Source organism: Flavobacterium sp. FG19 (genome assembly GCF_057809475.1).
Map to the genome: position 1 here is coordinate 19,693 of NZ_JBMDKA010000044.1, position 15,275 is coordinate 34,967.

Sequence of the window (15,275 nt, forward strand, 5' to 3'; positions counted from 1 at the left end):
ATTATTGGGCTGTGATTAGATTGTATCTATTTTTGAGCTGTAAAAATAATAGAAACCATGAATAATAAAACCTTATCAATCCTGAGTTACGTAACCATTATTGGCTGGATCGTAGCTTTTGTACAAAGTAAAGACCTAAAACCAAAAAGTGATCTTGTCACGTATCATCTTAAACAGGGCTTCGGAATTTTTCTGTTTTCCCTAGTGGTCAATATTGCTCTTTCTGTTGCCGTGATGACAGTGCCTTCTCTTTATTTCCTGAGTTATATTGGTTACGTAATTTTCATTTTATGGATTTTCGGAATCATCAATGCGGCCAACGAACAGAAAAAACCAATTCCGGTAATCGGATCCTTGTTTGAAGATAAATTTAGTTTTATAAACTAAGAATTTCTTTTACCCTTTAGCAGCGTTTTAATTTTTTGGATAGTCCTGTTATCCCCGGCATCTTTCCCATATTTTACGGGCAGGGATAACAGTAAACCTAAATCTGTTTCATTTTTTAACTTGTAGTTTTTGACTATGTAACAGAAGTTTGTTTTTTTAACAGCATACCTGCTGTATTCATTTTGAATTTGATTTTATAATTTGAAAAAGACAGTTTTAGTACTGTCTTTTTTGTTTTACAGGCTTTTAGACAGATCCAGGGTTTCTATTTCAGATAAATCGGCATTGCATTTTACAAAAGAAGCGGGAAATCCGGTTTTAATTTTTCCGAGTTTGTTTTCCATACCAATAGCAGCCGCTGGTCTTGAAGAAGCCATTTTTAGAACTTCATCTGCCGGAATGTTTAACTGGGTATAAGCATTTTGTACGGCTTCGATCATAGAAATAGCGGCTCCGGCCAGATTGCCTTCGTTATTTCTGTAAAAACCGTTTTCTAAATGGGCATCAAAGTTTTCCCATTTAAAATGATCTACTTTACGTCCCAGAAAAGCAGCATCACTTATTAAAAATAATTTTTCCTGTTTGAGTCTGTAAGCAATCTTCGCGGCGGCGTAATCGCAGTGAGCACCATCAAGCACTATGGGAGCAAATACATTTTCGTTTGCAAAAACAGCTCCTACCAGTCCGGGTTCACGGTGGCCAAATTGTGTCATGGCATTATAGAGGTGGGTAACCAGATGAATTCCTTTTGAAAAATAATACTGAGCTTCTTTATATCCCATGGCGGAATGCCCGGCCGAAAGGACAATACCGCTTTCGAGCAGCATATCCAGCTGGTCTTCTGTAAAACATTCCGGGGCAATGGTCATTACTTTAATAACGTTTTTACCGTATTTTATAATTTCTTCAAGCTCTGTATTAGTTGGTTTTCGAACACGGTCTAAAGTATGGGCTCCTCTTTTAAGAGGATTTAAAAACGGGCCTTCCAGATGCATTCCAATGACACCATTCTGATGTTTCTGTCTATAGTGTTTTACAGCTTCGATACCTTGCAGAATAGTTTCATTAGAGGATGAAATTAAGCAGGGCAGTACCTGTGTTGTTGCATACTTTAAACTGGAATCGTAAATATCCTGAATGGTTTCCTCGTTGGGTGCCTGACTGAAATAGTATTTTTCGCCGCCGTTAATCTGAATGTCAATAAAACCGGGGGCGATATGTTTTCCTTTTAAATCAAGAGTTGAAATACCATCCGGGATTTCATTTTGTACAGAAAGTATGGTTCCGTTTTCAATCAGGATAACTCCGTTATTTATTATCTCTTCACCTGTATGTATGATGGCGTTTACAATAGCCTGTTTCATTTCTGTTGCTTTTATCTGAATAATGAGGCCTAAAGATACAAATGTCCGGCTGTGATTGACCAGCCGGGAATATTTAAAAAATGTTAAAAATAAAAAGAAACTCGGTTTGCATTTTGGTGATAATAAATACTTTACTTCTCAATAAAAGTTATTTTTATATACGTTATGCAAATGTCACTGACTTTGCTTCTTTTAACGAATGTTTTTTACCAAATATACGTTGTAAAAGGAATCAAATACTGTGTTTTTTTAATGTACATTTCATTTTTTGAGCCTCTATACTGAAAATAATTTTTTAAGGCTTGCTTTTGCTAGTTTAAAGAGTAAAAGTTTAATTTCCTAAAACGAACATTCGCTGTAAAATATATTTTTGATAACTAAACCTAAAAAGCCCGATCCTGAATTTTCAGGATCGGGCTTTTCAAAAAACAGGGTAAGGTTTTAATTTATCCGTGGGCTTCAACAGAAACAGTATTCCATTCTTCCCACTCTTTTAATTTCTGTTCATAGCTTTGTTTTACAAAAGGAAGGGCTACTTTCCCCAATAACAAACGTAAAGGAGGATTTTCGGTTTCAACTAATTTTACAAGAGCTGGTGCAGTAGCTTCTACTTTTCCAAAAGAAGTTTCAGCCTCTGCAAATGCTTTTTTTAACGCATCGTAAGCAGGAATACTCTGTGTATTGATTCCGGTATGCCAGATATTAGAGGCATAACCGTTTGGCTCGACTAAAGTAACATGAATACCGAATGGTTTTACTTCAGCTGCCAGAGTTTCACTTAAACCTTCGATAGCAAATTTAGACGCATTGTACAATCCCATTGTGGGTAATGCTGCTAATCCTAAAATAGAGGATACCTGAATAATATGACCGCTTTTTTGATCTCTCATAATAGGCAGTACCGCTTGTGTAAGCCATAAAGTTCCAAAAAAGTTTGTTTCAAACTGCGCTCTGGCTTCCTGCTCATTTGCTTCTTCAACAGCACCGGTTAAGGCATATCCCGCATTATTGATCAGGATATCGATAGTCCCAAAATGCTGCTGTACTTTCTGAACCACTTCGAGGGATTCCTGACGATTGTCTACATCGAGTTTTAGTGTTAAGACACCATCTCCGTATTTTTCTTTTAAATCCTGTAATGCTTCCACATTGCGTGCTGTTGCGGCTACTTTATATCCTTTTGCTAAAAAGGCATCTGCCCAGGCTTTTCCAAAACCTTTTGAGGCTCCTGTAATTAAAATTGTTTTTGACATTGTATTTGTTTTTTAATAATTAGTATGAATGATTTAGGACTTACTCCTTTGTTTTACTATATGTTATTTATTTTTAGAATTGCAGTCCCTTCTATAGTCGTTATTATTTGTTATTGTTATTGACTTTTGCCATTGCTATTGATTTTTATCATTGCTATTGATTTTTGTCATTGCTATTGATTTTTACCATTGCTATTGATTTTTGTCATTGTCATTTGTTATTTAAAATATGACTGATCGGTCATTTTTTTAATAAAAAAAATTATTTACAGTTTTGGTCGATTACATTTTTGAGTGTTTTGACAATAATCTTCATTTTATCATTGTTACCGGAAACTCTCGACATTAAATGAGCACCTTCGAGCATAGCAAACAAAACAGCAGCAAAATCAGCTGGATTCCAGTCTGCTTTGAATTCCTGATCCGCAATTCCTTTTTCAATAATGCCGGATAATAATTGCTGGCCCTGTTTAATAGCGTTGTTTACTTTTTCTTTTACAATTGGATTGGTGTCGTCAGCTTCTGTTCCAAAATTTAATAAAGGGCAGCCTCCAATAACAGGCGGGTGTGTAGGATTACTGAAAAAATCTATATAGGCAAATAATTGTTCTTTTGCCGTTTTGCATCTGCTTAAAGCCGTTTGAAGTTTTGTACTCAGCAGTTTCATATTATGATCAACGGCAGCACAGGCCAGTACTTCTTTATTTTCAAAATGAACATACATACTGCCTTTTGACAGTTTGGTGGCTTCCATTATATCGCTCATAGAAGTAGCTGCAATCCCTTTGGTATTAAAAATAGGAGCTGCTTTTTCTATAATAAATTGTCTGGTTTCTTCGCCTTTTGCCATAACAGGATTTCATTTACGAGGCAAATATATGACCGATTGGTCATTTTTGCAACTGTTTTTGTGTTTTTTTTATTGAAGGCATGTTATTAAAATCGAAAAAGCATGCCCTAAAGCATGCTTTTCAAGTCGGTTAAGTCTTTCGTTTAGTGGCTTTCGCTATTTTCAAACCCCAGAATTGTAATCATATAAGGAGTTGTGGAAACTTTAATTCTATTTACAATAGCTGTTTTTTCTAAACTCACCTGAAGCAATTCGCCGGTTGCAGGTGAAGTAACATAAGCAAAGTTTTCACTTAACTGCATTTGCGGTTTTAAAGCTGTATCGGCTGCAGTTTCACTGATAATTTTTCCTTCTTTTTCAACCTGAAGGCTGTTTAGGTTAAACAATTTAAATTCACCGGAATGAAGTAAAACACCTAACTTTTTATGGTTGTAACTTACTTTACACTGCATGATCGTAGTGTTTTGGATGATGGGTTTTATAGTATCATTTACCACATCAATTAAATAAGCACCTTTTGCAGCAGTAAAACCAACAAATTTTCCGTTGTAATCTGTTTCTAAAATAGTTCCAAACCAGGCTGTTCCAAAATCTTCAGGAAAAGCAATTAGTTTTTGCTTTCCGTTATTTTCTACAACCAAAACGCCGCTTGCCGATCCAAAAACCGCATACGTTCCGTCAGAAGCATTTCCGTGAATTCCTTTTGTAGCAAGGGTCGGTTCAAATAAAGTTTTACCCGTATTGTCAATAATTTTTACTTTTTCAGGCAGTGTTCCTGTAACCGAATTATCTTTTACCGTAATAGCATAGGTTCCGTTTCCAAAAGCGGCCATAGCACCATGATGTGCCAGAAGGCCGGCATTGATCGTTCTGAATTTAGCACCCGCTGTATTTACCTCAGATTCTTTTGCGACAGACAAAGTACCGTCGCCATCATTAAAGGTGAGTATTTCGCCAATTTTACTTTTAAAATGCGTAGGTAAAAGAGATTGCCCGGTTAAAGCACCAAATTGCGGCAGTCCGTCAACATCAATGTGATCACCATGGCTTTCAAATCCGCTGTCAAAAGTTTCCACCGTATTATCGGCTCTGTGCACAATTCCGGCATATCTTCCTGATTCAGTTGTATAAAGCGAAGATTTAGCAAATTTTGCATTAAAGAAAGAAGATGTGGCATCAACCGGATTTACCAGTGTAAGCTGTGTTGTTTTTTCATCCGAAAGTAAAATTCTCAGATATTTGAATTCCGTTAATGCTTCATCCGGAGTTTCCGGAGTAGTGTCGTCATCGCTGCTGCAGGAAACGGCAAAAAGCGATAAAGCAAATAAGAAAATCAGTTTGAAATAAGTTTTAGTCATTGTTAAATGTATTTAGGGTTAATATTTACGTGATTTTAAAAATTTATAGTGACTGGCATCGATTTATAGACGCTCGTGTTGTAAGAAGTATTTTTGTACAGCACCACCCAGTTGTACTGACCAGATTCCCATGCTTTTTCAGCAGTTACAGCATTTCCTTCATTGTCTTTTTCGGCACCCAGAATAATACTTTCACCGCCGTATACATCATTTATTTTTTGAAGTGTTGTAATTTTTGATGCCGGTCCAAGATCTTTATGTTCTACTTTCGAAATAAGGATTACTTTTTTAAGATCAAGATTGTCAGTGCTTTCAGGGTAATAATTAAGACTTTTTTTTATCAAAACAGAATACAATATGCCATTGCCCATAATCTGGCTGATTTGGGCATGAGCGGTCAGTTTATCATTTTTTTTGAAGATTAACTGTGGTTCAACCCAGGTTTCCATATAGTAAATCAGATCGTCATTTCGCGAAAGCATATCCCGCCCAATAACGGGATCAACCGACATATTGGCTGGATCAGTAAGGGTTATGGTTTCTTTAATTTCAAGTGAAGTCCCGTTTTCGTCTGTTACGATAAATAAGAAATCAAATTTACCTTCAACGGCATCTGCAGGAATGGTAAAATGTTTATGAACATTCGTGTTTTTTGTTCCGGTATATTCCGGCCATGTTAATTCAAGCTTCCATTCTTTTGAATAGGCTTCGCCGGTTTTAGGAAGTATTTTCAATTGTACACTGGCAATTTTATTTCCGGCTGTGACATCAGCATTAAAATGAAAATCACGTCCAATTAAAGCCTGTTTATTATCTGCCGTTCCAATTTCAATATTTTGGGCAGTTGGTTTTAAAGCTTCGTTATCTTCATCACTGCTGCAGGCAGTAAAGACTGAAGCTGTCAATAGAAATAAAAAAAATGATGGTGCTTTTTTCATGGTTTTGAGATATTAAAATTTGTTGTTTTCAGGGATGAATTAAAAAGGGAATTTTTACAGAAAGAACAATGTTTCGGCCCATTTCCGGAAGTTCTATAAGTCGATAAAAGCTCGTATGATTCAGATATCGTGTATTAAATAAATTCTGAACCTGAAGCGAGACATTAAAATTCTGTTTTCCAGTTTGTAGTTTTGTTCCTAATGCGAGATTAAAAACATGACTGCTTTCGGTTTTCTTTTCCGGCGGAACAATACGGTCCTGCTGTGTTGTATAGCGATAATCGAGTGAAAAATAAGTTTCTTTTAAATTTTTAATTTCAGGATTATAATTTATGCTAAACAAAACAGAGGCGGGAGGAGAGAAGGGAAGCGTATATCCTTTTTTACTGCCTGACAGCTGTTCTGAATACAGATATTCGGCTAAAACCTCTCCCTCTAAATTTTTTAAAAGCTGATACTTAAACTGGAGTTCACCGCCATACCGTATCACCTCGCTCTGCTGGTATTCGAAAACCTGATTTCCGGCACCATAATAAATGTCATGTTGTGAGGTTGGATTTAAATAAATGAAATTGGGGAAATAATTTAAAAATGGACTCAGCTGCAGGGACCATTTGTTTTCCTGCCAGTCAACTCCAAGGTCTAATTGATAAGAACGTTCCGCATCTAAATTCGGGTTTCCTTTTTCAAACCGGAAGTAGTGATAATTGACACCGTTGGAAGCAAGTTCTTTGGCAATCGGCATTCTGTAACTTGTTCCTGTATTTGCTTTAAAAATAACTTTTCCCGGACTGTAATTTACTCCGGCAGACCAGGTAAAGCGGCTAAAAATGCGTGTCAAATTTTCGGATCGTTTTAAATATTCCTGACTGGTCTGCCCATTTTGACTTACCTCGCTTTCAAACCAGTCTGTATAGGATTTCATTTGTATATGGGCATAATCAAAACGGACTGCTCCGTGAAGTGTCCATAAATCAGTAAGCTTTATTTTGTCATAAGCAAATAACCCGGTACTCACCTGGTTAAAAGCCGGAATCAGAAAACTCCAGCCATTGATTTCATTTTGCTGTTTTTCGCCGTTTATTCCTAAAATAAATTGATGTTTTCCTGTTGAAAATTCGTCTTTAAGGGCTGCCGAAAAAACATTTTTATCATACTGTCTTTCCAGATTGTGCGGAGCATACATATTGTCCGGATATACAGGAGGCATATAACCATGGTTCACATAATGGCTCCATTCGCGGCGAAAGTTTTTCTGAAAACCCAATTGTGCCTGCAGCTGATGTCTGCTTAATTCAAACGAAGTTGTATTACTGATTTTAGTGTGGGTGACCTGCTGATAAGGCATCGCAATATCCCGGCTGGATTTGTCGTGAAATTCAAGATCTACATTACGGGGTTCCAGGCCATGGGCATTGGCAAAAAAACCGCTTTTGCTGTAAACAGAACTGAAATTAAAGACCGATTTGAATTTTTCGCCTGCAAATCCTGTACTGGCATGTAAATCCAGTTCGCGTCCCGCTGTATTACGCAAATGATTTTTGTATAAAGGCACAGCGTAATTATAAACATGGACCGTATCGGCGGGAACTCTGTAATCGCCATAGTCCATTGATGTAATGCGGGTATCGAAGAACCAGTTTTCATTTCGGCCAAATAAATTCAGGGAACTGCCTACCTGCCCATTATTGCTTTTGGCCGTAAAATCGACGGTACCTCCCAGTGTGTTTTTTTGAGGCAGCGGCAGCGGTTTTATGTTTACAGCGCCGCCAATAGCATCAGAACCATACAGAAACGATGCAGGACCTTTTATAATTTCTATACGATTTACGGCGTACTGATCGATTTCCAGACCATGATCGGCTCCCCATTGCTGGCCTTCATGTTTGATACCGTTTTCGATTACAATTACCTGATTAAAACCCAATCCGCGGATTAAAGGTTTTGAACCTCCCGAACCAATCGAAATAGTTTTAACCCCGGGAATTCTCTGTAAAGACTGCATGAGGCTTCCGCCAAGATTTCGCTGAATATAATGGCTGTTTACAGTTTCAACAGATAAGGATGATTCCTTTTTGACACGATTTCCGTACTGATCGGTAACCACAACTTCATCTAGTTCTTTGATTTCCGGATTTGTATTTTGAGAATAAACTTTTGAAAAGGAAAAAAGATACAGAAGTAAAGTCAGCAGCAGGGCAGTTTTATTTTCAGTCATGAAAAACAGCTTATAATATTTTAATACTTAAACCTTTAATAGTCTGCCAGCCTTCTTTATCTGTCAGCCGGATCATAAAATGATAATCGCCTGAATCAATATCTTCAGGAATTGTAATTTCCTGTACCGCCTCGTAGTTTTTTAATCCTTCAGGCAGGGTAACTGAATTAATGTATAACAATGGTCTTATGGCTTTTTTTACCGGATCTGTTTCGCAGTTGGTTACTTCGGTACTGTGCGTATGATGATCAAAATTGTGATGAATATCCAGACTGTAAGATCCTAAAGCGGCATTGTCGCGGAATGCAGCGCGGAACGTGATTTTTTGTCCTTTACGAATCTGACTGCATTGCACCGGAAATGCATTGGATGCCGAAATATCGATTACCGGATATTCAGTATCAATAGCTGTATTGTCGCTGCTGCAGCCGGCAAAGAATGTTACGGAAATAAAGAGCAGCGCGATGCGGATTTTTGTTTTCATTTGTGCGGGTTTTAATTAAAATTTGATTTTCGACAGTTTATAGTTTTACCGAAATGTCTATAGACTGTGACCAGTTGATGTTGTAGGTCGTATTTTTATAAACCGCCAGATAGATATAGTCACCCGATGTCCAGGCTCTTGTGCCCGTTATATCCTGAGGTACGGGCTGATTGTTATCTGTACGGGAACCTATAAGGAGTAAAGGCATATTTTTTATAACATTGTAATTTTCGTCGACAATGGTATTAGAAAAAGTGCCCACTTCAGCCATGTCTTTGTGTTCTGCTGAATCGTACACGATTACTTTGCTAAAATCAATCTGATCGATACTTTCCGGTGTATGTTTTGCATTTTTAGGGATTAAAAGCAGGTATAATTTTCCATTGCCTTTTACTCCGGATAAGGTAACCTGCGACTGGAATTTATCTTCTGTACTAAAGCTGTCTCCTTCCTGATAATATTTTCCTTTTCGAAAAAAGAAACTATCATTTTTAAAAACATTAAAAATGGTAACAACAGGATTTACGGGCAGATTTCCGGCGGCGTAAATCGTAATGTTTTTCTTTACTTCAAGCCGGGTACCGTTTTGGTCATTCACGATAATTACAAAATGATATCTGCCTTCGGGAGCTTCAGCCGGGATATCAAAATGTTTATGTACAATCGTATTTTTTGCTCCGGCATACTGAGTCCAGTTTATTTCGTGTGACCATACTTTTGAATAACTTTCTTCAGCTATCTGTTCTATTTTAATCTGTATATTGTCTATTTTATCACTTGCGGTAACTTCTGCATTAAAATGAAAATCTTCGCCTATTACGCCAATTTCATTATTTCCTAATCCTAGTTCGATTTTGTCGATAGCAGGTTTCGATAACTCCGCCTGGGTTTTATCGTCATCGCTGCTGCAGGCTGTTAATGTAAGTACGCTTAAAAGTGCGGCAGCAATAATTCGGGCTGCGTTTGTTTTCCTGAATTTGATTTTTATCATAGTATATTTAATTGAATTACAAAAAAGTAAATGTTTTTGAGAGGTATTTAGACACACCAGACCAGGTATCTCCTGAAAGAAAATACTTTGCTGTCCGGGTTAAATCACGAAAAATTTATCAGGAATAGTTGTACTGCGTATTCGGCTGTAAAGAAAACACAAGCTGTCAGGAAACAGTGGGACGAAATTAAAATACGTCCGTGCAGCCCGAAGACTTCAGATATGAAATTGAAATTTACAATTGCTGCTTTCTTAATGGGTGATAATACAAACAGGTTCTTGTTAGTCTGTTGATTTCCAGGAATTCAAAATAGTATTGAATTCAGCTGTACTAAAACAAACAAAAGAAAATAGAAGTCATTGAAAAAATGACGTAAGTACAAGACACGTTTTCTTAGAAACGATTTATTCCTGATTTTAAAATTTAGGAGGTGCACGAAGGGCAAAAAGAGAACCTTTAAAGAAATTAGAATACGTTTTAGAATAAAATACGGTAAAGGAATTTACAGTAACATTTTTATAAAACGTAAAAGGTTCAAAATAGAAAGGTGTTACAGGGCTGAATTTGAAATGACAGATGGCACATTCTTCGCCTGTTGGTTTATGTAGTTTTAAATCGCTTTTGCTATTATGGTAATGATGGCTGCTTTTTGATGCAGTAGTATGATTGTGGATATGTTCATAAGAATGTATAACAGGAAATAGTATGGCAAACAATACTATTAACGGCAGCAGAAAAGTACTAAATTGGAGTTTCTTTTTCATTCAGATGATTTTGCATTTAATAATGCAACAGTATTGCAAATATAAGATTCTTATTTTTAAATACAACATTGTTGCAATAAAAAGTTTTTTAGTTTAATGACAAAATCCCATTTTGAATAAAATGGGATTTTGGATTTTTATACTATCGGGTCCTGTTCCGGTCATCATCATTACCAAAGTTCTGCTCTTTTGGTTTTAGGTTTTCACCTCCAAATTTGTAGTTCAACGAGATCCTGAAACCTCTCGTATCGTTATAATTTTTAAGGCTGGTTTTAATACCATTAGAATTGTAAGCAATTATTGGTTTTTGAGCATTTAACACATCTTCGGCGGTAATGGCAAAAGAGAGTTTTTTGTTTACGGTGAGTAATTTAACTGAAATGTCCAGGATATTCAGGGTTGAAATATTAAAAATCTGATAACGTCCCGGCAGCTGTAACCCATAATTTAATCCTATAAAAAATGTTTTGGAAGGGTTTAGGGTGAAATCGTTGTTACTGTAGATGTAACCATTGTATCCATCAACTGAACGGATGAAATCTGTTTTTGATTTTACATTCTGATAGTTCAGATTGTATCCCGTATAACTGTTCCACCACGAAAACGTATTAAAATTGTAATAAGCCGAAATTCCAATCTGGTAGGTATTGGCATAATTTAAAGGAGTACTTTTAGTACTGTTTGTTTGAGGATCAACAATAGCCAGTTCTTGTCCAAAATTGGAAACCTGAGAAAAATAAACAGTATTGACCCATTTCTGATTTCGGATAAAAGAAAACTCAAAATTATCTATCAGCGAAGGTTTTAAATAAGGGTTTCCTTCTGAATAGTAATAGGGACTGGTTCGTACGATAAACGGATTCAGGTACTCAAAGTCCGGTCTGCGGATTCTTCGGCTGTAATTTAGAGAGAATGAATTTTTATCATTAGGTACATAGGTAATATAAGCAGTTGGAAACAATTTTATGTAATGGTTTGTATTGGTCTGGTTTAGGTTTTCAGAATACCCTTTGGTTTGTGTAGCTTCAAATCGAAGACCAAACTGGGTTTCCCATTTTTGATTTATTTTTTTGTTTCCCGAGAAATAGAGAGCTTCGTTGTATTCTTTATAATTAAAAATATTGGATTGATTGGTATTAAAGACCGGAACTCCGGTTTCATGATCAAAAACCGTTAAATGATTGGTGGTATTGGTATGAAAAAACTTTCCTCCAAAACTAATATCGGCCCATTTATAAGGAAGGGCAGCGTCAATACCAGCAGCATAATTATGGATACTGTTGTCGTTAAAATTAGCCGATGAAAAGTAAGTTCCCGGAATACTGCTTTTATCTGGATTTAGTTCATTTCCAGAGAAGAAACGGGAATCATTTTTCTGATAATTAAAATAATCGAAATCAAGGGTAATCTTTTTGCCTAAACTGTCCAGTGCAAAACTGTTGTGAAGGTTAACGGAATTCATTTCCGGTTTATTCCCGGCATTGGCATGTGCTGCGATATAGGAATTAACACTTTCGGTTTGCGTTTTGTATCTTGTTGTAAAAGGATTATTTACCGAAGTTTTATCGTTAAAACTGCCCAGATACTGGATTCCGGCTGTCCAGTATGGCTTTATTTTATAATCGATTCCCGTCCCGATGCTCCATAAATCATTTTCAGATTTGTTCTTTATTTCCTGTTTCCAGGTTTCATCCGGATAAAAGATTTTGCTTTCTGATGTAGTCAGCAGTTTTTCTTTTCCTTTATTGACAGAAGCCTGAAAAGAAAGATTCTGGTGATTGTATAAAAATAACCCGTTAAGGGAACCGCCGGCGTAGGTTTTTTGAATATAAGAAGTTCCTAAACTGGCATTCCATGAATTAGGTTTTGCACTTTTTAATTTGATATTAATCATTCCGCTGTTGCCTTCTGCGCTGTATTTTGCGGGGGGAGTGGTAATGACTTCAATACTTTTAATTTGATCTGACGGAATTGATTTAAGAAAAATAGCCAGATCTTCCTGAGGCATTTTTTGAAGCTGGTCATCGATCATAACCAGAACTTCTCCTTTGCCCACAATAGAAATAACTTCATTTTGAACTCTTACCGTAGGTGTTGCTTTAAGGGCATCTAAGGCTGTCCCTCCGGTCGCAGTTACGGAGTTTGCAACATTAAATATAAGGCGGTCTGCTTTCTGCTCCAGCAGTTTTTTTCGGGTATTTACGGTTACGCCTTGCAGTTCAACAGATTCTTTGATTTCAATTGTTCCCATATCAATATTGCGATTCAGATCTATTTCCTGTTTTAAATATTCGTTTCCAAATAGTTCTATTACGAAACGATATTGTTCTTCTTGGGCTTTTATTTCAAAATTGCCTAAAGAATCTGTATACGTTTGTAAGACGGTTTTGTCTTTTAGTAGTGACACGTTGACAAATTCTAGTGGCTTTTTGTCTGGACTGGTTATTTTTCCTTTCAGGGAATATTGCTGGCTTAAAACAGGGGTCTGCTGTAAAAGGATAAGTAGTAACAGGATTATTTTTTTCATGGGTTTTAAATTAATTACCCTGCAAAACTGTATGGAAAAAAGTGGGAAAACCAGTTTTATCGACAAACCCCGCTGATAAATCTACAAACCCTGTTTTGAGCTTTTTTCTGAATGTATATCTTTGAAAAAAATGTAAATGATGCAAAAAGCAACGTTATCCAAAAGAACAGAAGTACTGATCCATATTTTATACTGGTTTTTGACGGCCTATTTTACTTTCGTGAAAAGTCCGATGCAGATTCGGTTTTTTGTCCCTGATTTGTTCTATGTAACGTATATGATTGTTTTTATCTGTACTTTTTACTTTCATTATTTTATCGTGATGAAACAGGTTTTTAAAACCTTTCAGTGGAAAAGGTTTTTGGCCGGTGTGCTGGTTTCCTATTTGTTTTTTACTTTTTTGAGATGGCTGACCGAACAGGTTGCAACCCAATTTTTATTTGGCAGAATAAATTATACCAATCCGGAGTTTTTTAATTATCTGCTGGATAATCTGCGGTACAGCAGTATGGTAATTATTTTGAGTTCATTACTGTGGTTTGTCATTTATTTTATCCGCCTTTTAGAATACAATCAGATGATTCTGGAAGAGAATAAGAACACGGAGATTAAGTTTCTTAAAGCCCAGATTAATCCGCATTTTATCTTTAATACACTTAATAATATTTATTCGATGGTTTATTTTCAATCGGATAAATCACTGACGGCTATTGAAAAACTGAGTCTGATTATGCGTTTTACAACTTATGAAGCGCAAAAGGAGAAAATTAAATTAACAGAAGAAATAGACTATATAAAAGCGTATATCGAACTGGAGCAGTTACGGCATCAGGAAATGATGAGTACTGCTGTTGCTATTGAAATTGAAAGTACAGCACAGGAAATTCCGCCGTATATATTATCACCATTGGTTGAGAATGCCTTAAAACATGGAAAAGCGTCAGATGATACTCCGGTTACAATTGATCTGAAAGTGAAAAATGAGAGACTTAGTTTTAAAGTCCAAAATGAAATTGGTCTGCAAAAGAAAGATAAACTGGGAGGAATAGGGCTGGAGAACCTTAAGAAACGATTAGAAATTCATTATCCCGAAAAACATCAGATTATTTTAACGAATCATAATAATACTTTTACTGCCCAACTTGAAATAGATTTAAAATGAAGAAAATAAACTGTATTATACTGGATGATGAACCTTTTGCAGTAAAACTGATTGCGGATTATGCTTCAAAAATACCAAGACTTAACGTTTTATATGCCGATTCAGACGTATTTAAAGCTATCGAAATACTAAATACCCAAATGGTCGATTTGATTTTTACAGATATTCAGATGCCGCAGCTCACGGGTTTGGAATTTATGCAGCTGTTTAATCAGAAACACAATTTTATTATTACTTCTGCTTATCCGGATTATGCGCTTGATGTTTTTCAGTTTAATGTTATCGATTATTTGTTGAAACCCATTGTTTTTAACCGGTTTTATCAGAGTGTGGAGAAGTTTATCCGCTGGCAGGAAACTTTTCAGAATCAGGAAACAGACGATTTTTTGTTTGTAAAAGCAGACCGGAAGCATCATAAAATCAGCACAGATCAGATTCTTTATATCGAAGGATTAAAAGACTATATCCGGATTCATACCCGGGACGAAAAAATTATGGTACTCGAAAATATGAAAGACATACTCGAAAAGCTTCCGGTAAACCAGTTTGTGCGTATTCATCGTTCGTATATCATCCCCAAAAACAAAATAAAAGTCATCGAAGGCAACCAGATAAAAATGACAAACGGCGATTTTCTGCCCATAGGAGAAACTTATAGGAAACTGGTGGGGGAGTGGCTGGGGTAGGAAAAAAAACAGCTCCGCAAAGTCTTCCCAATAAAAAAAGTATAATCAGGCTGCGAAATGCCGAAAGTTTCCGGGACCGGCTTTGCGCCTTTCAAACAAATGTAATTAAAAACGTTCGCCCCATAAAGTCTCTGACTTTAAACAAAACGTTCTGAAATAAAAATCCTATTAAGACCTGAACGAAAAAAGTCAGGAGACTTTTGAGACGTTTTTGTATTCAATATGACGAAAAAAATACGCAAAGTCAGAGTAGACTGCACCCAAAAGTTTAGACGAATTTATAATTAAATTT

Annotated in this window: 13 protein-coding genes; 3 read left to right on the top strand and 10 right to left on the bottom strand. The window is 36.3% G+C overall.

The features are described from left to right. Positions 1 to 57 precede the first annotated feature (57 nt). Positions 58 to 387: a DUF4870 domain-containing protein gene (locus ACODST_RS26330; protein WP_488935074.1), complete on the top strand. Its 330-nt coding sequence runs from the start codon at positions 58 to 60 to the stop codon at positions 385 to 387. A gap of 236 nt (positions 388 to 623) precedes the next feature. Here ACODST_RS26330 and nagA read toward each other — a convergent pair whose 3' ends face one another. The 10 genes from nagA to ACODST_RS26380 all read right to left on the bottom strand — a co-directional run bounded on the left by nagA (position 624) and on the right by ACODST_RS26380 (position 13,135). Further along, positions 624 to 1,751: an N-acetylglucosamine-6-phosphate deacetylase gene (gene nagA / locus ACODST_RS26335; protein WP_488935075.1), complete on the bottom strand. Its 1,128-nt coding sequence runs from the start codon at positions 1,749 to 1,751 to the stop codon at positions 624 to 626. A gap of 446 nt (positions 1,752 to 2,197) precedes the next feature. Then, on the bottom strand, positions 2,198 to 3,004 hold the full coding sequence (locus tag ACODST_RS26340; protein WP_488935076.1) for an SDR family NAD(P)-dependent oxidoreductase: 807 nt from the start codon (positions 3,002 to 3,004) through the stop codon (positions 2,198 to 2,200). Between the two features lie 262 nt (positions 3,005 to 3,266). Continuing rightward, on the bottom strand, positions 3,267 to 3,854 hold the full coding sequence (locus ACODST_RS26345; RefSeq protein WP_488935077.1) for a TetR/AcrR family transcriptional regulator: 588 nt from the start codon (positions 3,852 to 3,854) through the stop codon (positions 3,267 to 3,269). Between the two features lie 143 nt (positions 3,855 to 3,997). Continuing rightward, entirely contained in the window at positions 3,998 to 5,212 is a 1,215-nt protein-coding gene (locus tag ACODST_RS26350; RefSeq protein ID WP_488935078.1) for a hypothetical protein, read from the bottom strand. A 35-nt stretch (positions 5,213 to 5,247) separates the two neighbouring features. Beyond that, a complete protein-coding gene (locus tag ACODST_RS26355) occupies positions 5,248 to 6,150 on the bottom strand; it encodes a DUF4625 domain-containing protein (RefSeq protein WP_488935079.1) in 903 nt (300 codons plus the stop codon). Between the two features lie 28 nt (positions 6,151 to 6,178). Next, complete coding sequence (locus ACODST_RS26360) at positions 6,179 to 8,368, bottom strand: TonB-dependent receptor (RefSeq protein ID WP_488935080.1); 2,190 nt, start codon at positions 8,366 to 8,368, stop codon at positions 6,179 to 6,181. A 10-nt stretch (positions 8,369 to 8,378) separates the two neighbouring features. Next, positions 8,379 to 8,852: a DUF4625 domain-containing protein gene (locus ACODST_RS26365; RefSeq protein WP_488935081.1), complete on the bottom strand. Its 474-nt coding sequence runs from the start codon at positions 8,850 to 8,852 to the stop codon at positions 8,379 to 8,381. 37 nt (positions 8,853 to 8,889) lie between these two features. Beyond that, positions 8,890 to 9,843, bottom strand: a complete 954-nt coding sequence (locus ACODST_RS26370; protein WP_488935082.1) for a DUF4625 domain-containing protein — start codon at positions 9,841 to 9,843, stop codon at positions 8,890 to 8,892. A 417-nt stretch (positions 9,844 to 10,260) separates the two neighbouring features. Then, positions 10,261 to 10,608: a hypothetical protein gene (locus ACODST_RS26375; RefSeq protein WP_488935083.1), complete on the bottom strand. Its 348-nt coding sequence runs from the start codon at positions 10,606 to 10,608 to the stop codon at positions 10,261 to 10,263. Between the two features lie 142 nt (positions 10,609 to 10,750). Further along, entirely contained in the window at positions 10,751 to 13,135 is a 2,385-nt protein-coding gene (locus ACODST_RS26380) for a TonB-dependent receptor domain-containing protein (protein ID WP_488935084.1), read from the bottom strand. Between the two features lie 136 nt (positions 13,136 to 13,271). On the opposite strand from ACODST_RS26380, the gene ACODST_RS26385 reads away from it, so the two are divergent. Together ACODST_RS26385 and ACODST_RS26390 are read left to right on the top strand one after the other, a co-directional pair. Continuing rightward, positions 13,272 to 14,297 (top strand): sensor histidine kinase, encoded by a 1,026-nt coding sequence (locus tag ACODST_RS26385; protein WP_488935085.1) that lies wholly within the window; start codon positions 13,272 to 13,274, stop codon positions 14,295 to 14,297. Continuing rightward, positions 14,294 to 14,983 (top strand): LytR/AlgR family response regulator transcription factor, encoded by a 690-nt coding sequence (locus ACODST_RS26390; RefSeq protein WP_488935086.1) that lies wholly within the window; start codon positions 14,294 to 14,296, stop codon positions 14,981 to 14,983. Before ACODST_RS26385 ends, ACODST_RS26390 begins: the two co-directional genes overlap by 4 nt. The last annotated feature ends 292 nt before the right edge of the window (positions 14,984 to 15,275 follow it).

What these genes read in the sequence shown, in the direction of transcription:
- ACODST_RS26345 (WP_488935077.1), bottom strand. Translation starts at nt 3,854, where the DNA reads ATGGCAAAAGGCGAAGAAACCAGACAATTTATTATAGAAAAAGCAGCT.
- nagA (WP_488935075.1), bottom strand. Translation starts at nt 1,751, where the DNA reads ATGAAACAGGCTATTGTAAACGCCATCATACATACAGGTGAAGAGATA.
- ACODST_RS26350 (WP_488935078.1), bottom strand. Translation starts at nt 5,212, where the DNA reads ATGACTAAAACTTATTTCAAACTGATTTTCTTATTTGCTTTATCGCTT.
- ACODST_RS26330 (WP_488935074.1), top strand. Translation starts at nt 58, where the DNA reads ATGAATAATAAAACCTTATCAATCCTGAGTTACGTAACCATTATTGGC.
- ACODST_RS26340 (WP_488935076.1), bottom strand. Translation starts at nt 3,004, where the DNA reads ATGTCAAAAACAATTTTAATTACAGGAGCCTCAAAAGGTTTTGGAAAA.
- ACODST_RS26385 (WP_488935085.1), top strand. Translation starts at nt 13,272, where the DNA reads ATGATGCAAAAAGCAACGTTATCCAAAAGAACAGAAGTACTGATCCAT.
- ACODST_RS26380 (WP_488935084.1), bottom strand. Translation starts at nt 13,135, where the DNA reads ATGAAAAAAATAATCCTGTTACTACTTATCCTTTTACAGCAGACCCCT.
- ACODST_RS26365 (WP_488935081.1), bottom strand. Translation starts at nt 8,852, where the DNA reads ATGAAAACAAAAATCCGCATCGCGCTGCTCTTTATTTCCGTAACATTC.
- ACODST_RS26360 (WP_488935080.1), bottom strand. Translation starts at nt 8,368, where the DNA reads ATGACTGAAAATAAAACTGCCCTGCTGCTGACTTTACTTCTGTATCTT.
- ACODST_RS26370 (WP_488935082.1), bottom strand. Translation starts at nt 9,843, where the DNA reads ATGATAAAAATCAAATTCAGGAAAACAAACGCAGCCCGAATTATTGCT.
- ACODST_RS26375 (WP_488935083.1), bottom strand. Translation starts at nt 10,608, where the DNA reads ATGAAAAAGAAACTCCAATTTAGTACTTTTCTGCTGCCGTTAATAGTA.
- ACODST_RS26390 (WP_488935086.1), top strand. Translation starts at nt 14,294, where the DNA reads ATGAAGAAAATAAACTGTATTATACTGGATGATGAACCTTTTGCAGTA.
- ACODST_RS26355 (WP_488935079.1), bottom strand. Translation starts at nt 6,150, where the DNA reads ATGAAAAAAGCACCATCATTTTTTTTATTTCTATTGACAGCTTCAGTC.